Below are 22,361 nucleotides of genomic sequence, written 5' to 3'. Positions count from 1 at the left end.
GAAAAATTCAAGAGGTGAGAAAATGAACGAAGAAAAGCAACATAACTTTCCTGATAAATACCACTTATCTCGCAAAGAGTCTGTGTATTTATTGAAGAAAAACATTGTGGAACTGGTGTATAATGCGGGGAAATTTGAAGGATTGAATACAACGATATTACAAACAGAAGAGATTATTAAGTATAATCGGGCCAATAATGTGGCTGTAGATGATGTCCTGACCGTCGTTAACTTAAAAAGAGGCTTTGAAATGCTTTTAAATGACATACAGGAGCCCCTAGTAGAGACAAGTAAGCGGATTAATCGGATAGTTGCAGCGGAAGATGCCCTTTTTCCTGGGGAAATTCGGACTGGTGGAGTAGAAGTATCGACTATTCAAGGAAGATATGTGCCACCAATGTTAACTGAAGATGAGGTAAAGAATCAATATGGCAAGATATTGATACAAGATATATCTGACACGGAAAAAGCATTAAGACTGTTTCTGTTTATATCAAAAAATCAAATTTTTTGGGATGGTAATAAGCGAACAGCATTATTAACAGCAAATAAAATTATGTTTGATCATGGTTTAGGCTTGTTGTCTATTCCTGAAATTGTGTTCGAAAAATTTAACGACCTGTTATCTATGTATTATAATAGCAAACAAATTAGTGACGAATCAAAAATATTATCATTTATGTATGAAAAATGTGTTTTTGGAATCAACTATTGAAGCCTTTTTAATTGATTGAGAGTTTCAAATTATTATGCATCAAAGATAATAAATGAAAATTAATAATAAGGAGTATGAAACTGATATGAGTAAGTATCATTCAGATCAACCCGTATTAAAAAAAGCTAATGATGAATATAATCGTAGTATTTTTGTAGCTGACTTTATAAATATTTTGTCAAACTTTGAGGAAAAAGAAAATTATGTGATTGGACTTTATGCTAAATGGGGGCTTGGAAAAACATCTACTGTAAATATGATCCTAGAAAGTTTAAATCATAAAGAAAATTTTTATGGTGTTTATTTAAGTGCATGGGCACTTGGGGGAGAATATGAAGATATTTTATGGGATATCCTCGATCAAGTTTCACGCAAGATTTCAGGGAAAACTGCTAGGACAAAACGATCTCGTTTAGGAAGACTTTTGTCTAAAACGTCTAACGCAGAATTTCCTTTCGATTTAGAAACTAGCTTAGATTTAAATGGAGGGGGACATAAAGAAACGAAAATATCCTCCGGTAAGATCATAAGTACGGTAAGTTATTTTGGACAACTATTATCATCAAGTGACAATATAGAAAAAGCGCGCAAACGTGTGGAAGAAATTGTAGGTGATAAGAAAGTTGTTGTCTTTATTGATGACTTGGATAGACTTGAGGGAAGACAAATTATTGATATATTAAGGTCAATTAACACGATAGCTAATTATGGGGGGATAACTTATATTCTTCCTTTCGATAAAAGGTATGTATGCTCTGCACTTGAAGAAGTGATTCCTAAAAAAAGTAATGGGGATGAATTTCTTGAGAAACTTATCCAGATTCCAATCAATCTTCCTGCACTTACTCAAAGTAAATTAGATAAAATTATGTTGGTAAAACTTGACCAATTACTTCAAGAGTTCAAGATTACTCTTACTGAAGGAGAAGTACAGAGATTTCAAAGAATTTACTACTACAGTGCTAATAAGTACATTACATCGCCTCGAGACATAAATAAGATTTTGAATGTACTTCGATTTAAACTTCCTTTAATAGACGGAGAGATTAATGTTGTAGATACTATTGTAATAGAACTTATTCGAGTTTTTGATGAATCTCTATATGAAAAAATTAGATTAAATCGAGAACTTCTAGTTAAATCTTCCCAAGCTGACAGATATTTTATGGATAAAGATAATAAAACAAGAAAAATGGATTTTGATAATGTTTTTAAAAATATCACCGATGAAAAAACTCAGTTGATTCAAAAACTATTTCCAATTATTTATGACATATGCAATAACCAATATAGTATTAATGTAGAAGAATTGAGGCGTCAACAACGTATTGCATCAGAAAACTATTTTGATCTATATTTTGCATCACTTGATGAAGAAGAGGGAATATCACATAAAAAAATCATCAAAATCTTGCTTGAAACAGAAAAGGAAGACCTCAGAACAGAAATATTTAATTTAGTAAACCGTGGTAACTTTGATATCGTACTAAGTATTATTGTAGACAATAAGGACGCTATTAGAGATAGACAAGAACTGTGTAAAATTTTATTAGATTTAGTGGATAATTTCCCAGATAAAAATAATTCTTATGGATTTAGATTTAGCCTATTAGAATCCCTTATTTTCCAGATTGACAATATTTTAGAGCCTTCGACTAATAAGTTAGAAGACTATATTGCTTTGTTGAATCACACACTTCACCGGAATCATTTTGAAACTTTTGTTCTACTTATTGAAAATTTCTTTATTTACTCTAAGAAAGATAATGATAGACAAAAAATTCATTTAAAGGAAGAAGAAATAAATATCTATAAAGAACGCGTTCTGGAAATTATACTTAATCTTTCTAAAGAAAATAAAATACCTATTGACGCAATAGATAAATCTAGTCACATTTATCGCTATTGGAAAGAAGTTGGGAAGCAAGAGGATATTTCAGAATATATAAAAAGAAATGTGAAGACAGGTGATCAGGCTTTGGATTTCATATCACAGTTTTTGAGTAAATCAACTGCTATTGGAAGTAACAAGTATCATAGACTTGATTTAGATCAGAGTATTTTTAAGTTTGTTAGCGGTTTTGTGGAACCAGATTTTTTATATGAATTGATCATAACTAGCGAAGAGTACAAGCAATTGAGTAATATTGAAAAAGATCAAGTAATTTCATTTGAAGAAGAATATGATTCAAGGGGTAATGTAGATAGTCTGTCTAAAGTCGGAAATGAGCATACGGATGCTTTTCGTACAGCACTTGCAAGCCAATTCATATATTTATATGAGCAATCTACAGATATTTTTGATAAGGAAAAAATATGAAATTGCTATATCTGTATTATGTTTAAAAGAAAAAATAGGATTTAGAATTATAAAAATTCTATTTTTTAGTTTGCATAAGATATATTATACAAATTTAATTGTTTTTGTAGCTGGTACATCAATATTTTTAAAAATAGATGTTTATTTATGTAAACTATAAAAAGTGGATATTTGGTTACTGGCAAAGATTAAAATATATAAATTCGTATAGATTTTCCTCTTCTGGAAATTTTCTAAACGGTTTGCTATAGTATTATTAGATTTGCATAATTAGACTTTGCGCTCCCATTGATGAAGTTTTGGGTAGCACTCTTTGTTGGAGGACTACAAATGGAAAGAAAAAAAGATATTTGAGAAACGCTGGTAACTAGCTTCAAGTGAGCAAAGAGCGAGATACAATGATTTGTTGACCTCCTACCCTGCGATCGATTGGACTTATAAGGAAAAGAAATACTTACTTTGGTTGTGCCAGCTTGATATAGATACCTTTGAAACTTTCGAAGTGATTCTAGAAAAAATTAAACATGATGGTAGCAAAAAAGCAAATCATTTGGAATGAAATGCTTTTTTATTTAAGAATGCTTATATTATTTTTGAAAGGTTTTACAAAAAAATATATCCATTAATATCTAAAATAGATAATATATTATTTTATTCTTGACTTTAGTCAGTTTCGTTCGCGTAGCGTACGAAACAAAAAAACCGCGCGTTTCTACGCGTGGACGAAATAGCTTTAGCGATAAAAAAATCCTTTCGATATACTAATAGTGGCTACCAACCGCATATCAGATCGAAAGGATTTTTTTATGTCTAACGACGATAAAAGTTTAGCACATACGAGATGGAATTGTAAGGTTCACATCGTCTTCACTCCGAAGTATCGAAGAAAAGTGATTTATGGAAAATTAAGAGTAAGTATTGGCCAGATATTAAGAAAATTGTGTGAGATGAAAGACGTTGAAATCATTGAAGCTCATGCAATGCCTGACCACATTCAACTGTTAATAAGAATACCGCCAAAGATTAGTATTTCTAGTTTTATGGGCTACTTAAAAGGACGAAGTGCAACCTTAATCCATGAAAAACATGCGAATTTGAAATATAAGTATGGGAATAAAAGCTTTTGGTCCAAAGGATACTACGTAAGTACGGTTGGGTTAAATCAAAAAACAATTGAGAAATATATTAGAGAACAAGAAGCAGATGATAGAATAAGGGATAGTATAAGTAAACAAGAGTATGTAGATCCATTTAAATAGTTAAAAAGAGATAGGGCTGTGAGCGGTGGTGGTCATTTTAAAAGCCCCTTTTAAGGGGCTAGCGAGTGGTGAGCCCTTCTAGGGCTTTTTACTGCGTTGATACACTTCGTAATTGTACTTTATAAAAAAGTTATAGGAGGTGTAGTTTTTTTGAAGCTGAATTTAGCTTTCATTAAGGACACTTCATTAGGAGATGCTTCATTAAATTTTTACAATGATACCCTTTTCAAAAAGGCTTATTTTTTACCTTATCCGACAATTCTGTTATTCTAAAAAATAAGAACTGTTTTGCAAGGAGGTCATTTAGTGAAAAAAACAGTTTTATTCAAGCCGACAGTTCTGCAATTGCTCGTTATTTTCTGTGTAAGTATGCTGCTATTGTTGCCGCAATTGTTCGGTCGTGGCTTGATTTTAGGTTCGGACGCCGTCTTTCATTTTAATCGTTTTTATGAGACGAGCCAGCAAATCAAAGAAGGAAACTATCAATACTTTCTTTCCATTTATGGTTTTCAGCAATCTGGTCGGATCGTCAATGCATTGTATGGACCATTTTTTGCCTATTTTCAAGGATTATTAGTTTTGATCAGTCGTTCTTGGTTCCAATACCAACTCTTATCAAATGGATTGCTGTACCTTTTGGCAGGAACATCAATGTACACGTTACTGCGAAAATTGAAAGTTTCGGGCTGGTTATCTCTAGGCATGGGCATCCTTTTTATGACCACGTATTCGATCCAATATTGGGTCGAACGACAAGGGTTTTCGGCTTGGGGAGCAGCAATATTGCCTTTTTGTTTCATTCCATTGATTGATATGACGCGCTTTCAACGGATCCGTCCGTTTGCTGTGGGCGTGTCAGTAGCTGCGCTGTTTCAAATCCATGTTTTTTCGAGTATTTTATTGGTTTTGATCTATATCCCTTTCTTTTTGCGCACTTTTTTGAAAAGCCAAGGTAAAAAGCGGCTCTTGCTTCATTTATTCGCCGCCATTGGAATTTTTCTCCTGTTGACTGCCAATATTTGGCTGGCAATGCTTGATCTTTATCAAAGCAATCAGTTACTGCCACCATTCGTCAATCACCACATGGAGCGAAATACGATTACGGGTACCAGCAGTTACTGGTGGACATCGCCCTATCTTTTCCCATTGGTCTGTGGGCTATTTTTTGCCGGAGCTTTAAAAAAATGGCAAGAGATCCCCAATGGATTGAAGCTGTTGACTGTCGTTGCCGGCATTTTTTTCCTGTTATCGTCTAACTATTTGCCATGGCAATGGTTATCTAGTCTCGAAAATCCATTGATTGAACTGATTCAATTTCCGTTTCGCTTTTTTGTCCCTGCGACAGTGCTGATTCTTGCAGGATTGTGTCTTTTGCGGCCCTATTTAGCGGATAGCCGTCTGAATCGGCCGATTTGGCTGATTTTGCTTTTAGTTGTCAGTGTGGGCCAGATTATGTTTCAAACCAGTACTAAGATGAGTGAGTGGCAATCCAGCGATTCCGCGGTGAAAATCAGAAACCACTCCTATCTGTTTGTTTCTGATCAGCAGACGCTGAAAGAGGCTTATTTCAGTCCAGACAAAGCGAAGGCACTGGTGCTGTTCCAACGGTCAACCCCCGATTATGTTCCCATCTATCGTGACACAAAGGAAAATAAATACGATGCTTACGGGGAACAAATCATCAAGCAGAATACGACAGTACAAAAAGCGGTTGTTAATGGACAGTTGATTTTGCGCTGGCAAGGAGAAGATTCTAGCTGGAAGGCGTTGCCGGTCATCAATTACCAACGAACGACCTTACAGCTTAACGGACAGCCATTGAAGCGTTCTGACATCAAAGTGAGTACGATAGGGGCAGTGACTGTTAAGCAACAGACAGGGCTCAACGAGCTGATCGTGGATTATGATGCGCCGTGGTATTTTGACTGGGGACTGTGGTTGACAATGGCTGCATGGGTCTTATTGGCTCTCGGTTTTCTTTGGAAAAAACGGCAGCTGTTTGCTGCAGTTAGACGCCAAAAATGATCAAGAGAACGGTTGTCGGCGGCTTTTTTGTAGACAGCAATGAATGATTAACGGACTTAAACGAAAAAGAAGCAGCTGTGGTGTGCAACACTTTAGCTGCTTCTTTTTCGCTTAAGATTTTTTAAGTAAAAAATTTTTGAAAAATTAGTTGCGTGCGCAACTAATTATCTTTATACTGAACCTACTGTATTTACCTTACTGCATGTAAAGGAGAAAAATTATGGAGTCAATCATTCGTTCAATCAACCACATTGCCCGTTTAGCCGCATTGTACCGGGAAAGGGAACTAAAAAAATATGGGTTAGGTCCCATGCATCATACGTACATTTTAAATGTCTGTCGTAACCCTGGGATCAGTCAAGAAGCTTTAGGTCAGTTGATTTTTGTCAATAAAAGCAATGTTGCTCGCCAGTTAGCAGTCTTAGAAGAAAAAGGGTATGTTTGTCGGCAAACGAGCAGTTTGGATGGGCGGCGACTGCTCGTTTATCCAACCGATAAAGCGTTGGCGATGCAACCTATCCTCCAACAATTGTTGAAGCAGTGGAACGAGCAAGTCTTAGAAGGGTTTTCTGAAGCAGAACAGCAAAAATTGCTGGCAGATCTACAACTAGTAAAAGAAAACTCACAGCGTGCTTTAAAGAAAGAAGATGAGGTTCAGTGAAGTTACTAAAAAAATATTTGCACCCGTATATTGGGCGTATGTCTCTCGGGGTCAGTATCAAGTTTTTTGGGTCTTTGATGGATCTGCTGTTGCCATGGATCCTAGCCTATATCATTGATACGATCATTCCTACAAAAAATGTTTCCGCCATTTTCTTGTGGGGCGGTGTGATGCTGCTGTGTTCGGTGATTGCTGTTGTAACCAATATTCTTGCCAATCGGATGGCTTCCAGTGTTGCCAGAGATGCTACTGGCAGCATACGTCATGATCTTTTTGCCAAAGTGGCCTATTTATTGATTCCGCAGATCGAACAAGTCGGTATCCCTTCGCTGGTTTCGCGGTTGACTACGGATACTTACAATATTCATCAAACGGTAGGCATGATCCAACGACTTGGCATTCGGGCGCCGATCCTCTTATTAGGAGGAGTGTTGATCACAGCAACCTTAGATCCGGTGCTGACACTCGTATTAGTTGGGGTTTTACCATTCACATTAGTTGCCGCCGTTATTATTTCTAAGCGAGGGATTCCTTTGTTTGCCCAATTGCAAAAGCGAGTAGACACGCTAGTTCGCACCGTCCGGGAAAATGTGACGGGTGCTCGTGTGATCAAAGCATTATCGAAAGCAGACTATGAAAAACAACGATTTCAGCGAGTCAATCAGTCAGTCGTTGCGGCAGAAACAAGGGCGAACCGGACGATGGCTGCCACACCACCTTTAATGGATTTTTTTCTGAATGCGGGATTGACATTGGTGATTTTAGTGAGTGCTTATCGGGTGAATGCCGGGTTGACGCAGCCAGGGGTGATTATTGCTTTTCTCACCTACTTTACGATTATTCTCAATGCGATGTTAAGCATCACGCGAATTTTCGTGATCGTCTCAAAAGGTTTGGCTTCCGCAGACCGTATTCAAGCTGTACTGCGCCTGCCGCAGGATATGAAGGTCGTTCCCCTTCCGGCAAGAGATGAAGAAGCACACATTGTATTTGACCACGTTTCCTTTACTTATCCTGATGGTACGTCCGTTCTGAAGGAAATCGATTTTTCTCTAGTCAAGGGACAGACGTTAGGAATCATCGGAGCTACCGGCAGTGGTAAATCAACGATTGTACGCTTACTGCTGCGTTTATACGATCCGACCAATGGACAGATCCGCATCAATGGCCGTGATATCCGCTCACTGGATCCCGAAGAGCTGCACCAATATTTTGGCATTGTTTTGCAAAAAGACATCCTTTTTGCTGATACGATCGAAGAAAATATTGATTTTGGGCGCCGCTTTTCAAAAGAACAAATCGAAGAAGCTGCCGCTAGGGCACAAGCAAAGGAATTTATCCAGCAGTTGCCACAACAACTGGCCTATGAACTTCATGCGAAAGGAAGCAATCTAAGCGGTGGTCAAAAGCAACGAGTCCTCCTATCCCGTGCATTAGCTGGTGAACCACAAATTTTAGTCCTGGATGATTCAGCCAGTGCATTGGATTATCAGACAGACGCCAAACTACGCCAAGTACTTAAACAACAATTTGCGGACACAACGACGATTTTGATTGCACAACGAATCAGTTCGATCCAGCATGCAGATAAGATTCTTGTGTTGGAAAATGGCCGCATGAGTGGATTCGGCGATCATGCCACATTACTGGCGACGAATACCATCTATCAGGAAATCTATCATGGACAGACAGGAGGGAAAATCAATGCCTAGCAAGACAGTCGCCGAAAAACCAAAAGAGACGAAAAAAACTGTGAAGCGTCTCTGGCACTATTTGTATGAAACGAAATGGCTTCTTCTATTATCAGCAGTTTTAATGATGGCTAGCAATCTGTTTTCCTTAGTAGGTCCACTGCTTTCCGGTTATGCCATCGATGCGATTCAGCCAGGACCAGGAAAAGTCATTTTTCACCGGGTCTTCTTTTATTGCGGATGGATGATTGTTTTTTATCTTTGTTCAGCGGTGTTAAGTTATCTGATCTCATTATTGATGATCCGTCTGAGTCAACGTGTCGTCCAGTCCATGCGCAAAGCGATTTTCGACAAAATTTCTGAATTGCCGATCGGCTACTTTGATCGTGTCCAAACAGGCGATATCATTAGTCGAATCAGTTATGATGTCGATACGATCAATACATCATTAGCTAGTGATGCCATCCAAGTGCTGAGTAGTTTAGTCACCATTATTGGTTCGTTTATTATGATGTTGCTGATCTCTCCAGTGCTCGTTTTGATTTTTGTAGTGACAGTGCCTGCCTCGGTTCTATTGACTCGTTATTTAATGAAGAAATTTCAGCCATTATTTCGGCGTCGTTCGCGAAAGCTAGGGGAATTGAACGGATTTGTAGAAGAAATTCTTTCGGGTCAGCAAACGATTAAGATCTATAACCAAGAAGAACCGATCATTGAACGATTTGATGAAAAAAATCAGGCTGCAGTTTCCTCTTATTACAATGCAGAATATTATGGTAGCATGACGGGCCCGTCCATCAACTTTATCAACAATGTTTCGTTGTCACTGATCAGTGTCTTTGGCGCACTGCTATTTTTATTCGGTCGTCTCTCTTTAGGAAGCGTCTCCTCCTTCGTGTTGTACTCTCGTAAATTTTCTGGACCGATCAATGAGCTGGCCAATATCTTTAGCGATTTGCAATCCGCATTGGCAGCAGCAGAACGGATCTTTCGCTTGTTGGATGAAGAACCGGAAGTCTCCGATGTTCCTGATGCCTATGAGTTTACAGAAGTAACCGGGTGTATCCAATTGGATCATGTCTCCTTTGGGTATCAAAAGGATCGCATGATCATTAAGGACCTATCGCTGGACGTTGCCCCAGGCAGTTTAGTCGCTATCGTTGGTCCAACCGGGGCAGGTAAGACCACGATCGTGAATCTCTTGATGCGTTTTTATGATCCGGATCAAGGAGTGATTCGTTTAGATGGACAGGACATCAAAAAAGCGACGCGCAGCAGCTTGCGCAAAAGCTATGCGATGGTGCTGCAGGATACTTGGTTATTTACTGGAACTGTCTTTGAAAACCTGGCTTACGGTAAAGCATCCGCGACTCTTGCTGAGGTAGAGGCAGCGGCTAAAGCAGCCCATGTCCATGAGTTCATTCAACAATTGCCAAAAGGGTATGACACACTGATCACAGAAGATGGTGGCGGGATTTCGCAAGGACAAAAGCAGCTTTTGACCATTGCTCGTGCGATGCTTTTGGATGCGGATCTCTTGATTTTAGATGAAGCCACATCAAATGTCGATACCCAGACCGAGGGGTTGATCCAAACGGCAATGACTGAGCTGATGAAAGGCAAAACGTCCTTTGTGATCGCTCATCGTCTCTCCACTATCCGTCACGCAGATGTGATTTTAGTGGTCCAAAACGGTAATATCGTCGAACAAGGGACTCATGATGAATTATTAGCTAGAGCAGGTGCGTATGCAGCCCTTTACCAAGCACAGTTTGATGAATAAACGACGAATAGCTAGGATCTATGAAGTAGCAGCTTAACAACTGGACTAGAGATCTAAGCATAGTAGCAGAACAATCGGTATTGCATCTAGTTGCAACGAAGATTTATTGAATCTCAGAATTACACAATGACTAGGATAGGCAGTTTGTTGCAGGCCTCTCGTCGCAGCTGCTTCTTTTTCAAGCAAGCAGTTACAAAATTATGCAGCGTTTCCATGACAAACCGCTTTTTTATCGGTATACTTAGAAAGGAAACATTCTGAATTATCGAAAGAAAGAAGGGAACCTGTGTGTTTCATAAACAATTAAAAGATTTCCCCAAAGATTTCTTATGGGGCTCTGCGTCTGCAGCGTACCAAGTCGAAGGGGCTTGGCAAGAAGATGGGAAAGGCGCATCAGTATGGGATGATTTTGTGCGCATTCCTGGAAAAACATTTAAAGGAACGAATGGGGATGTCGCAGTCGATCATTACCATCGATTCAAAGAAGATGTGGCATTGATGAAAGAACAAGGGTTGAAAACCTACCGCTTTTCTGTCGCTTGGACACGGATTTTTCCAGAAGGCCGAGGAGAAGTCAATCAAGCAGGGCTAGATTTCTATTTGGCTTTGATCGATGAATTGCTTGCAGCAGGAATTGAACCAATGGTTACGCTCTATCATTGGGACTTGCCTAAAGCGTTGCAAGAAGCTTACGGTGGTTGGGAATCTCGCCAAATCATTGAAGACTTTACAAATTATGCTGCGACACTTTTCGAAGCATTTCGCGGCAAAGTCAAATACTGGGTCAGTCTGAATGAACAAAATGTGTTTACCTCATTAGGTTATTTATTGGCTGCTCATCCGCCAGGTGTCACTGATCCAAAGCGGATGTATGAAGTGAATCACATTGCCAACTTAGCCAATGCTTCTGTAATCAATACATTTCATGAGATGGAGATTCCGGGTAAAATCGGACCTAGTTTTGCTTACACGCCAAACTACCCGATCGACAGTGATCCCAAAAATATTTTGGCAGCAGAAAATGCGGAAGATTTGATGGCGCATTATTGGATGGATGTCTACCTATGGGGCGAATATCCGATCGCAGCAATGAACTTCTTGAAAGAACAGGGGATCGCGCCAACGATTGAGCCAGGAGATATGGAACTGTTGCGTTCGGCAAAACCGGATTTCTTAGGGATTAATTATTACCAAACTGCCACTAACGCAGCAAATCCGTTAGATGGGGTAGGCGCTGGTAAAATGAATACAACTGGAGAAAAAGGCAGTTCAGAAGAAACAGGAACACCTGGTATGTTCAAAAAAGTCGAAAATCCATTTGTTGATCGTACCAATTGGGATTGGGAAATTGATCCTCAAGGGTTGCGAGTGGCGTTACGCCGTATCACTAGCCGCTATCGGATCCCAGTGATGATCACTGAAAATGGACTTGGCGAATATGACAAGTTGACAGACGATCATCAGATTCATGATCAATACCGCATCGATTATCTGTCAAGCCATGTTCATGCAATCAAAGAAGCAATCAGTGATGGTGCAGAGGTGCTAGGTTACTGTACTTGGTCATTTACTGATTTATTAAGCTGGTTGAATGGCTACCAAAAACGTTATGGTTTCGTTTATATCGATCAAGACGAAAATCAAGACGGTAGTTTGACCCGTTATAAAAAAGACAGCTTCTATTGGTATCAAGAAGTGATCAAGACCAATGGACAAAATAGTTAATTCATAGCAAAATAAAAAGTACGTTTCTAAAAAAGAAGCGTACTTTTTTTGTAGAATGAAAATCGTTGACAAATGTAAACAGTGGAGGTAAAGTAGAAGAGTAGAGATTACAGTTGTAATCAAAAGGTAGCCTCTTTCGCTTATTTGAGGAACCCAGTACGATATTTCATTAAGGAGGAATAAAAATGGCTGAAGGAAACTATGCAATCGAAGGAATGACCTGTGCCTCTTGTGCTCAGACGGTCGAGAAGGCCGTCAGCAAAGTCACAGGTATCGAAGAAGCCTCCGTCAATTTGGCGACGGAAAAACTTCACGTTCGCTACGATGAAACTCAGGTAGATGAACAACTCTTAGCAAAAACAGTAGCCGATGCCGGCTACTCTCTTATAGGAAATCAGCAGCAAGCAACATTCCAGATTGAAGGGATGACCTGTGCTTCTTGTGCCCAGACGGTTGAAAAAGCCGTGAACAAACTTGCAGGTGTTCAAGCGGCTACTGTCAATTTAGCCACGGAAAAATTGACAGTTCGTTACGACAAGCAGCAACTTAATACAGCTACCATTGAAGAGGCAGTAGCTAAAGCAGGATATCAAGCTTTTGGCGAAAAAACTGCGGAGCCGCAATCGGCAAAGAAAGACCCAATTCAAAAGTTATGGCAACGATTTTGGTTGTCTGCCATTTTTACCGTGCCATTATTTTATTTAGCAATGGGCGAAATGATCGGTCTGCCGCTCCCTTCCTTTTTGAACCCTATGACACAGCCTGTAGCATTTGTTAGTACACAATTGTTCCTTGTGCTCCCTGTCATGATTTTTGGCGGTGCTTTTTTTAGCAATGGCTTCAAAGCGTTGTTCAAAGGGCATCCTAATATGGACTCTCTGGTGGCGTTAGGAACCAGTGCGGCTTTTTTATATAGTTTGTATGGGACGGGCATGGTTTATTTAGGAGAGACGCATTTCGCGATGCATTTATACTATGAATCAGCTGCGGTGATCCTCACATTAATTACACTAGGCAAATACCTTGAATCCGTATCAAAAGGCAAGACCTCTGAAGCTATCAAGAAATTATTGGATTTAGCACCAAAAACTGCTCGGATCTTAAAAAATGATTCAGAAATGGAAGTGCCAGTCGAGCAAGTCGTGGCTGGCGATATTGTGATTGTTCGTCCCGGTGAAAAAATTCCTGTGGACGGACAACTGATAGTAGGACATTCAGCAGTGGATGAGTCAATGATCACTGGAGAGAGCCTTCCGGTGGAGAAACAACCTGGTGATTCAGTTGTTGGAGCGAGTATCAATAAAACGGGTACGTTTCGCTATCAGGCGACAAAAGTTGGCAAGGATACCACTCTGGCACAGATCATCCAGCTAGTGGAAGATGCCCAAGGTTCGAAAGCCCCAATTGCACGATTAGCTGACAAAGTTTCGGGTGTTTTTGTTCCGATCGTGATTGGCTTAGCGTTACTAGCAGGACTGGCATGGTTTTTCTTCGGACAAGAGTCGTGGATCTTTGCACTGACGATCACTATTTCGGTATTAGTCATTGCCTGCCCCTGTGCCTTAGGATTAGCAACACCAACGGCAATCATGGTGGGAACTGGGAAAGGCGCCGAGAATGGTGTATTGATCAAAAGCGGTGATGCATTAGAAACGACTCGCAACATCACAACGATCGTTTTTGACAAAACCGGGACGATCACAGAAGGGAAACCAGTTGTGACAGATCTTTTACCTTATGGCGCACATACGAAAGAAACGGTCTTGCAGCTAGCAGCTTCTGCAGAAGATGGATCGGAGCATCCACTGGGAGAAGCTATCGTAGCCGCTGCCAAACAACAGAAATTAACATTTTCTTCTGTTAGTCATTTCCAAGCCGTCCCTGGTCATGGAATCACGGGAAGATTGGATGGAAAAGACGTGCTGTTAGGAAACAAAAAGTTGATGGATCAAAAACAAATAGATGTCTCATCTGTAATTGCATCTGCCGAAGGCTTAGCAAACCAAGGGAAAACACCAATGTATGTTGCCATGGACGGCGCATTGATTGGGTTGATTGCTGTGGCCGATACGGTGAAAACAAGCAGCGCACAAGCCATTGAACGTCTGCATCAAATGGGCATCAAAGTGGCGATGATCACAGGGGATAATTCGCGAACAGCACAAGCCATTGCTGATCAAGTAGGTATCGATGAAGTCATTAGTGATGTGTTGCCAGAAGATAAGGCGGCTAAAGTGGCAGAACTGCAGCAAACTGGACAAAAAGTTGCCATGGTAGGTGACGGAATCAATGATGCACCAGCTTTAGCCAAAGCAGACGTCGGTATCGCCATTGGCTCAGGAACGGATGTCGCCATTGAATCTGCAGATATCGTGTTGATGCGTAGTGACTTGCTGGATGTGCCGACTGCAGTGGAATTGAGTCGAGCAACCATCAAGAATATCAAAGAAAATCTTTTCTGGGCATTTGCTTATAATGTTTTGGGAATCCCTGTTGCCATGGGATTACTGCATCTTTTTGGCGGACCGCTTTTGAATCCGATGATTGCAGGGGCAGCCATGAGTTTTAGTTCAGTTTCCGTCTTATTGAATGCGCTACGTTTAAAACGGTTCACTCCAGTCAGTAAACGAGCAGCAAGAAACCAATAACAAAATAGAGAAGAAAGAAGGATCATTATGAAAAAAACATATCAAGTCGACGGCATGAAATGCGAAGGCTGTGCAAAAACGGTACGAGAAACACTTGCTCAAGTAGTCGGTGTTACCGAAGTTACAGTTGATTTGAACAAGAAAACTGCGACCGTCACAGGCGATGCCTCAGATCAAACGGTGACAGCTGCGTTAAAAGATACGCCTTATCGTTTACTTACTATCTGATAAACATCGAGAAGAGAGCAAGTAAAGCAATGGATCAAAAATAAAAACAGTCAAAGCGAGCAGTGAACAAGACTAATACACCCAAAAACCGAAAAATCTCTTCTCTATATTTTGGTTGTTCTTTTGTCTAGTTTTACTGCGCCGCTTTGGCTGTTTATTATCGTTGAACGTCTAAATAGGAATATACCCGCGTATCATAACGGTTGCGACTGCGGGAGTATTCGATCGGTGAGCCATTTTTTTGGTAAACGATTTGTTGAATTTCTAATACTGGATCGGTTGGATCGCAAGCCAGATATTTCTGATCATATAACGAGCTTTTATCCGCAGAAATCGTCCGATAAGCACCGACAAATTGAATGCCTAGTTCTTCTTTTACATACTGATAGATAGAAGTTTCCAAGTGAGAACGTTTTAGATTAGGAACTAAATGGACCGGCATGTACGTATGCTCCAGAATAAATGGTTTGCCTTCTAAAATTCGCAGACGAATGATCTTATAGACGGGTTGTTCTTCTGTCAGCATCAGTTTTTCTTGGATCTCCTTGTTCGGAAAAGCCACTTGAAAATCAATAACTTCACTAGTCAATGGCCGATTTGCTTTGCGCATTTCAGTGGATAAGCCGACATATTCCGTTAATGTTGTCGTATCTCGATCCACGAAAGGATGATTCAAAATCTTAGTTCCAGCTCCTCGCTGAGAATAGACAAGTCCTTCCATAGAGAGAATCCCGATCGCTTTTTTGATGGTCATGCGGCTCACTTGGAACTCTTCAACGAGATCTATTTGATTAGGTAATAAACTATCTGGAGGATAGGTTTTATTTCTGATTCTTGTTCTTAAAATATTGGCAATTTCTTGATATTTTGGCATCTCCTCACCTCGCAAAGAGTATAGCTGAAAAAAGCGATTTCGACAATCCGAATCGGCAGCCTTTTTTTAAAATAAAAGACTGACAGGTTGATTGACCTGCCAGTCTTTTTGTTTTAACTGATTGAAGCTTCTTGTTGACGATCCAAAATACGCAAGAATGGATACCAGATCACACCAACAAGTACTACATCAATGACTTGTAGCAAGCCACCTAACCAAGAGTTGGTTGCTAACACACCGCTAGCGATCACTGGCACGGTCCAAGGTACGGACACACCAGTTGGTGCTGGAACTAGACCAGCTGCCATCACAAGGTAATTGAAAGTTGTCACCACTAGGGGTGCTACTACCCAAGGAATCAAAATCGTTGCATTCAGTACGATCGGCATTCCGAAAATAGCAGGTTCATTTACATTGAAGATACCAGGAGCAAGAGCCAAACGACCAACATCGCGGTATTGTTTTTTCTTTAGGACAAAAGCCATCAAAATCACAACAGCTAGCGTCATTCCAGAACCCCCTAAACCAACCGTGAAAGTTTCCATGAATGGTTTCGTCACGATATGGGGTAATGCTTCGCCATTTTGATAGGCTTCTAAATTATCCAACATCAATGTGTTCCAGATAGGATCCATGACAGAGTTGACAATGATTTGCCCATGAAGACCAAAGAACCATAAGAACTGAACCAAGAACAGTGCCAATAGTGTAGCAGGTAAGCTGCTGCCAAGACCTGTTAACGGTTTTTGAATCAATTCATAGATTACATCATGAAGGTTCGCATGGAAGACGCCGGTCATGATCGCATTGATCATCAAAAAGATGGTTAGCGTAACGATCGCTGGAATCAAAGCAGCAAATGACTTCGTTACTGCAGGTGGCACCCCATCAGGCATTTTGATTTGCCAACCGCGTTTTGTGACGCGACAATAAATCTCAGCAGCTAAGAAGGCAACGATCATTCCGATGAACATACCTTTGGCACCTAAGCGATCAAGAGATAGCACGCCAGTAATAGTTTCACCTGATTCTGTAGTCATGAAAAATGGTGTTAGAATCAAAAAGCTTGCAAAAGATACAGCGCCTCCAAAGATCCCTTCAACATCATAAGACTTAGACAAATAATAGCCGATACCAAAAGTAACAAAAACTGTCATGATGCTCATTGTTGCATTTTGTCCATTACCGAACAGGGTACTTAGAGTGCCTTTCGTTGCATCATTGAAAAAAGGCAGATTGTTGATAACCACTACGATTGAACCAAACATCGTAATGGGAAAAGAAAGCATGAACGCATCTCGTAATACAGTGAGGTAGCGGTTTTGCCCTAACGCATTGGCTAGCGGCAAGATTTTTTCAGATATTTTATCCATAAAACCGTTCATTAAAAATCACTCCTAACAACTTTTTGCAATCGATTACAATTCATAATGTATCATGTTTTATTTTAAATGTCTATACATTATCCAATAAAAAGATTGATTTTTGGTAGTGCTTCCTTTATGATTACGGTATCAAGCATGAATAGGGAGTGTAAAAAAGATGACGTATCAATTTCCAGAAGGATTCTGGTGGGGTTCTGCTGCCAGCGGTCCTCAGACAGAAGGAACTTTTCCAGGAGACAAAAAAGGACCCAGTATTTGGGATTACTGGTATGAGCAAGAACCAGAAAAATTCTTTGACCGTGTAGGCCCCGAAAAAACATCCCAAGTCTATAAGCGGTATAAAGAAGATATTCAACTGATGAAAGAAACAGGACACAATACATTTCGGACATCGATCCAGTGGAGTCGCTTGATTCCAGCAGGAACTGGCGAAGTTAATCAAGAAGCTGTGGCTTTTTATCATGATTATTTCGATGAATTGATTGCAAATGGGATTGAACCTTTCGTCAACTTGTATCATTTTGATATGCCGATGGCCTTGCAGGAAAAAGGCGGTTGGTTAAGTCGTGAGACAGTTGAGGCTTACGTCGTTTTTGCCAAAACTTGTTTTGAATTGTTTGGTACAAAAGTCAAAAAATGGTTCACTCATAATGAACCAATCGTTCCGATAGAAGGTGGCTATCTCTATCAGTTCCACTATCCAAACGAAATCAACATGAAGCATGCTGTTCAAGCCGGTTTCCATGAAACCTTAGCGAGCGCGAAAGCAATCAAGGAATATCATGCGCTAGAATTGGGTGGAGAGATAGGGATTATCTTGAATCTAACACCTAGCTATCCGAGAGATGAAGCAAACCCGGAGGATGTTAAAGCAGCCCAAATCGCCGATGCCTTCTTCAACCGTTCCTTTTTGGATCCAGCAGTTAAAGGGACATTTCCTGAAGAATTAGTCACGATCATCAAAGAATTAGACATGATACCGGAACATGAAGCAGAAGATTTAGTGATCATCCAAGAAAACACGATTGACTTATTAGGCATCAATTACTATCAGCCTCGTCGTATTATGGCAAAAGAAACACCGATCGACCACACGAATGGTCCATTACCAGATGATTATTTTGATAATTATGATAAACCTGACAAAAAAATGAACCCTTATCGTGGATGGGAGATCTATGAAAAAGGGATTTATGATATCTTGACCAATACCCGTGAGAATTATGGCAATATCAAATGCTACATTTCTGAAAATGGCATGGGCGTTGAAGGGGAAGAACGTTTTGTCAACGATGAAGGGATCATTGAGGACGATTATCGAATCGAATTCGTTAAAGAACACTTGAAGTATGTTCATCAAGCGATCCAAGAGGGTACCAACTGTGTTGGCTATCATATGTGGACATGTATGGATAACTGGTCTTGGACGAACGCATATAAAAATCGTTATGGCTTCATCTCAGTTGACTTGAATCATGATGCCAAGCGCACAATTAAAAAGTCTGGTCGCTGGTACAAAGAGGTTTCTGACAATAACGGCTTTTGATTCAAAACACAGTGAAGATTGCTTCACTGTGTTTTTTTTATTGTCAAAAAATGGTGCTGTCTATAGCAAAAGAATAGGACTGTATAATCCATGCTCAGTTTTATAACTAAAAAGACTAGACTTATAAATGTAAGCGTGGTATTCTATAGAGGAAATCGGTTTCACTAAATTATAGGATGGTTTTTGAAAGGAGAAAAAAATGAATAAGTTTATCGCGTTTATGGAGAAGCATTTTATTCCTATTGCTTCCAAAATCGGTTCACAACGTCATCTAGTTGCGATTCGTGACGGTTTTATCGTAACGATGCCATTGATGATCTTGGGATCTTTTGGGGTATTGATCAATAATTTGCCTATTCCAGCTTATATTGATTTTATGAACGGTATTTTTGGTGAAGGCACCTGGCAAGCATTTGGCAATAATTTATCTGCAGGTACATTTTCTATTTTAGCTTTATTGATTGCATTCACAGTTTCTTATAACTTGGCCAAGAGCTATGACCAAGATGCATTAGGAGCAGGAGCAATTTCAGTTGCCAGCTTTTTTGCATTAGGTGCAATGGCCACAGATGCTGATGGTTTGCTGACAGCTGCGGGTCTTGGTTCACAAGGATTATTTTTGGCATTGATCGTTGCTATTATTTCTACTGAGATCTTCCGTCGTTTGGCAGGCAATCCTCGTCTAGTGATCAACATGCCTGATGGTGTACCACCTGCAGTTTCTCGTTCTTTTGCAGCGCTGTTCCCAGCAATGATCACTATTTCGATTTTTGCATTGTTCACAGCAATCTTCCAAGCATTTGGTGTATCAAGTTTGGTTCTATCTTTCTATGAGCTTGTGCAACAACCATTCATGGGATTGGCAAACTCTTATCCAGCTGCATTGCTACTAGGGTTCATTTCTGCTTTCCTTTGGTTCTTTGGTTTGCATGGTGCAAATATCATCGATCCATTTATGCAAACGATTAACATTCCAGCTATCGAAGCGAATACGAAAGCGCTTGAAGCAGGAGACAAATTGCCGTATATTGTAAATAAGCCGTTTTTTGATTCATTTGTTAATATAGGTGGTACCGGTGCAACATTAGGCTTATTGATCGCAATTTTCTTGGTTGCTCGTCATCATAAAGCCTATATGACTGTAGCGAAATTATCATTGGCTCCAGGGGTATTTATGATCAATGAACCAGTGATGTTTGGATTGCCAGTCGTGTTGAATCCAATTTTGTTCATCCCTTATGTTTTGACACCACTTGTATTAGTTTCAACTGCATATTTTGCCACAGCAACAGGACTGGTACCAGCATGTACCGTTATTGCGCCTTGGACAACACCACCGATCATTGGTGGGATCTTGTCAACACAAAGCATTGCTGGCGGAATCTTAGCTGCAGTTAATTTGATTATCTCGATCGTGATCTATCTTCCATTCGTGAAGATGGCACAGATCCAAGAAAATCGTCGTCTGAAAGAAATCTAACCGATCAAAATTAGGCTGGGACATAAGTCAGAACAAGACGAAACTACCCGAACGAATGAAAATGACAATCCTGTTGCTTTAGTTGCTAGTTGGTGGCTAAAGCAACAGGATGGGTAGTCGTCTTTGTTGCTTATGCCGCAGTCTTTTTTAATTAATAGGATGTGAGGTGAATGTTGTGCCAAAGTATGTTGAGATAGCAGATGTCCTTCGAAAAAGAATCAAAGATGGAACTTATCCCAAAGAGAGCTTTCTGCCGCATCAAACGGAGTTAGTAAAAGAATTTGGTGTCAGTCGGATGACCATTAAGAATGCCATCAATATTTTGATCATGGAGGGACTGTTGCTTTCGAAACGAGGATCTGGGACGAAAGTGTTGAACCATTCTTTTTGGGATCGTGACACGTCTTCTGTAAACGAATACAAAGGACTTAGTTACCAGATGAAAATGCAAAAAAGAGATTTGCAAAGTCAGGTAATTACCTTCGAAGTCTGTTTCCCAGATAGCAGAGTACAAGAGATGTTGAAGGTTGCTGCGGAAGAGCCGGTATATCATGTGATTCGTTTGCGAATATTAGATGGGCAACCTTATATTTTGGAACATTCGTTTATGCCAGTAGATTTAGTGACGGGATTAACGAAAGAAATCTTGCATCGATCGGTATATGATTATTTGTTAGAAGAGTTGAATTATAAGTTTGCCGGTGCTTATCGGACATTTCAAGCAGCGAAAAGTGATGAGTATGATCGTCAATATTTGAAGTGTCAATCGGATGATCCAGTTTTGGAATTAGAGCAGATTATTTATTTAGAATCGGGAAGACCGATCGATTATTCAAGAAGCCGAAATCGGTATGATGTTCGCGGGTATTCCATGTTAGACATGAAACCAGATCTTTTAAATCATCGAAAACCATAACGACCAAAGTGCTCGCTGCTTTGGTTTTTTTGTTTTTGATGGCCGAATGGTTTGTTTTCGTATAGATTCTGAGAATCAGGTATACTAATAGTACGAAGATAGATACAAGCAGTTTTCAATGACTGCTTAAGGAGTGAAGAAAAGTATGAACCTGCTGTTTGCGATTGACGATACGTTTGTAGAACAATTAAAAACAACCCTCTATTCAATTTGGTTGCACACATCGGCAAGCCGATTGGATGCATTTGTTTTACAAGAGAAGGAACTTGCTCAGACAGAGGAATTGAATCAATTTTGTCATGGACTGGGAATTGTCTACCATCCAGTCATTATCGGTACAGGATCTATTTTTAAACAAGCCCCTGTCAGTGATCGTTATCCAGAGTCGATTTATTACCGGTTATTGGCCCAAAATTATTTGCCGAAAGATCTAGATAAGGTCTTATATTTAGACGCAGACATATTGTGTATCAACGATTTGCAGCCGCTATATGAATTACCGCTTGAAGATCATCTTTATGCGGCAGCAAGCCATTCAAAATTAACAGAGGTTACGACAGTCATCAATAAAGTGCGTCTCAAAAATTATGAGTCTGAAGGATATTTCAATTCGGGCGTTTTGCTGATGAATCTGACTCAGTTACGTCAAGAAGTAAAAGAAAAAGAAATTGCGGCATTTATTCAGAAGAATCAATTGAATTTATTTTTACCGGATCAAGATATTCTAAATGGGCTGTATGGGGATCGGATCTTGGGAATTCCAGACCAACTATATAATTATGATGTAAGAAAAAACCGTACATATGAAACGATCAGCCTAGGACACTGGGACTTAGACTGGGTCATCAATCATACTGTATTGCTGCATTTTTGTGGTAAAGACAAGCCTTGGAAGAAAGGGTACAAGAGCCGTTATGGTTCGCTTTATAAATATGTTGCCCAACAACAAAGCAAGTATAGCAGGTCGTTATTAGACAACTAGAGCTGAAATCGACCAACGATCTCTTTGAGACGAGCATTACTTTTTTGAAATGAAGGTAGGAATGATACCATAATATTAGAAACTAAAGCAAAAGCAGCAAACCGTTGCTAGATTCATTTAACC

At 39.9% G+C, this 22,361-nt stretch carries 16 protein-coding genes and 1 pseudogene; 15 read left to right on the top strand and 2 right to left on the bottom strand.

The features are described from left to right. Window positions 1–22 precede the first annotated feature (22 nt). The 11 genes and pseudogenes from HED61_RS02100 (at window position 23) to HED61_RS02050 (ending at window position 15,055) form a co-directional block, all read left to right on the top strand. Window positions 23–715, top strand: coding sequence for a Fic family protein (locus HED61_RS02100; protein WP_219645374.1), 693 nt, complete (start codon window positions 23–25; stop codon window positions 713–715). An 85-nt stretch (window positions 716–800) separates the two neighbouring features. Then, a complete protein-coding gene (locus HED61_RS02095; RefSeq protein WP_171917799.1) occupies window positions 801–3,035 on the top strand; it encodes a KAP family P-loop NTPase fold protein in 2,235 nt (744 codons plus the stop codon). A 316-nt stretch (window positions 3,036–3,351) separates the two neighbouring features. Then, window positions 3,352–3,594: pseudogene (locus tag HED61_RS02090) on the top strand (hypothetical protein). 247 nt (window positions 3,595–3,841) lie between these two features. After that, window positions 3,842–4,294: an IS200/IS605 family transposase gene (gene tnpA, locus HED61_RS02085; RefSeq protein ID WP_103300663.1), complete on the top strand. Its 453-nt coding sequence runs from the start codon at window positions 3,842–3,844 to the stop codon at window positions 4,292–4,294. A gap of 306 nt (window positions 4,295–4,600) precedes the next feature. Further along, entirely contained in the window at window positions 4,601–6,319 is a 1,719-nt protein-coding gene (locus HED61_RS02080; RefSeq protein WP_171917798.1) for a hypothetical protein, read from the top strand. Between the two features lie 220 nt (window positions 6,320–6,539). Next, window positions 6,540–6,980: a MarR family winged helix-turn-helix transcriptional regulator gene (locus HED61_RS02075; protein WP_138371419.1), complete on the top strand. Its 441-nt coding sequence runs from the start codon at window positions 6,540–6,542 to the stop codon at window positions 6,978–6,980. Beyond that, window positions 6,977–8,692: an ABC transporter ATP-binding protein gene (locus HED61_RS02070; RefSeq protein WP_219645373.1), complete on the top strand. Its 1,716-nt coding sequence runs from the start codon at window positions 6,977–6,979 to the stop codon at window positions 8,690–8,692. The genes HED61_RS02075 and HED61_RS02070 overlap by 4 nt, the downstream gene beginning before the upstream one ends. Then, on the top strand, window positions 8,685–10,454 hold the full coding sequence (locus HED61_RS02065) for an ABC transporter ATP-binding protein (RefSeq protein WP_138371421.1): 1,770 nt from the start codon (window positions 8,685–8,687) through the stop codon (window positions 10,452–10,454). The genes HED61_RS02070 and HED61_RS02065 overlap by 8 nt, the downstream gene beginning before the upstream one ends. Before the next feature lie 288 nt (window positions 10,455–10,742). Beyond that, window positions 10,743–12,179, top strand: a complete 1,437-nt coding sequence (locus tag HED61_RS02060; protein ID WP_060813651.1) for a glycoside hydrolase family 1 protein — start codon at window positions 10,743–10,745, stop codon at window positions 12,177–12,179. Window positions 12,180–12,364: 185 nt separating this feature from the next. Continuing rightward, window positions 12,365–14,827: a heavy metal translocating P-type ATPase gene (locus tag HED61_RS02055; protein ID WP_219645372.1), complete on the top strand. Its 2,463-nt coding sequence runs from the start codon at window positions 12,365–12,367 to the stop codon at window positions 14,825–14,827. 27 nt (window positions 14,828–14,854) lie between these two features. Then, window positions 14,855–15,055 (top strand): heavy-metal-associated domain-containing protein, encoded by a 201-nt coding sequence (locus tag HED61_RS02050; protein ID WP_103300656.1) that lies wholly within the window; start codon window positions 14,855–14,857, stop codon window positions 15,053–15,055. A 157-nt stretch (window positions 15,056–15,212) separates the two neighbouring features. Here the strand turns inward: HED61_RS02050 and HED61_RS02045 are convergent, their stop codons facing one another. Together HED61_RS02045 and celB are read right to left on the bottom strand one after the other, a co-directional pair. After that, a complete protein-coding gene (locus HED61_RS02045; RefSeq protein ID WP_060813648.1) occupies window positions 15,213–15,929 on the bottom strand; it encodes a GntR family transcriptional regulator in 717 nt (238 codons plus the stop codon). A 113-nt stretch (window positions 15,930–16,042) separates the two neighbouring features. Continuing rightward, window positions 16,043–17,314 carry a PTS cellobiose transporter subunit IIC gene (gene celB, locus HED61_RS02040; RefSeq protein ID WP_219645371.1) on the bottom strand — a complete coding sequence of 424 codons (1,272 nt, stop codon included), beginning with the start codon at window positions 17,312–17,314 and terminating at the stop codon, window positions 16,043–16,045. Window positions 17,315–17,471: 157 nt separating this feature from the next. Between celB and HED61_RS02035 the strand changes: the two genes are divergently transcribed. The 4 genes from HED61_RS02035 to HED61_RS02020 all read left to right on the top strand — a co-directional run bounded on the left by HED61_RS02035 (window position 17,472) and on the right by HED61_RS02020 (window position 22,238). Beyond that, the gene (locus HED61_RS02035; protein WP_103300654.1) at window positions 17,472–18,860 is read left to right on the top strand and encodes a glycoside hydrolase family 1 protein; all 1,389 of its coding nucleotides are present in this window, start codon (window positions 17,472–17,474) and stop codon (window positions 18,858–18,860) included. Window positions 18,861–19,059: 199 nt separating this feature from the next. After that, window positions 19,060–20,340, top strand: a complete 1,281-nt coding sequence (locus HED61_RS02030) for a PTS sugar transporter subunit IIC (RefSeq protein ID WP_060815438.1) — start codon at window positions 19,060–19,062, stop codon at window positions 20,338–20,340. Window positions 20,341–20,515: 175 nt separating this feature from the next. Beyond that, window positions 20,516–21,256 (top strand): GntR family transcriptional regulator, encoded by a 741-nt coding sequence (locus tag HED61_RS02025; protein WP_003129115.1) that lies wholly within the window; start codon window positions 20,516–20,518, stop codon window positions 21,254–21,256. 145 nt (window positions 21,257–21,401) lie between these two features. Continuing rightward, window positions 21,402–22,238 (top strand): glycosyltransferase family 8 protein, encoded by an 837-nt coding sequence (locus tag HED61_RS02020; RefSeq protein WP_113848969.1) that lies wholly within the window; start codon window positions 21,402–21,404, stop codon window positions 22,236–22,238. The last annotated feature ends 123 nt before the right edge of the window (window positions 22,239–22,361 follow it).

The organism is Enterococcus gallinarum, assembly GCF_021496385.1.
Classification (GTDB): Bacteria; Bacillota; Bacilli; order Lactobacillales; family Enterococcaceae; genus Enterococcus_D; species Enterococcus_D gallinarum.
The sequence above is the reverse complement of the archived record's forward strand: the minus strand, read 5'-3'. Positions and strand labels throughout refer to the sequence as shown.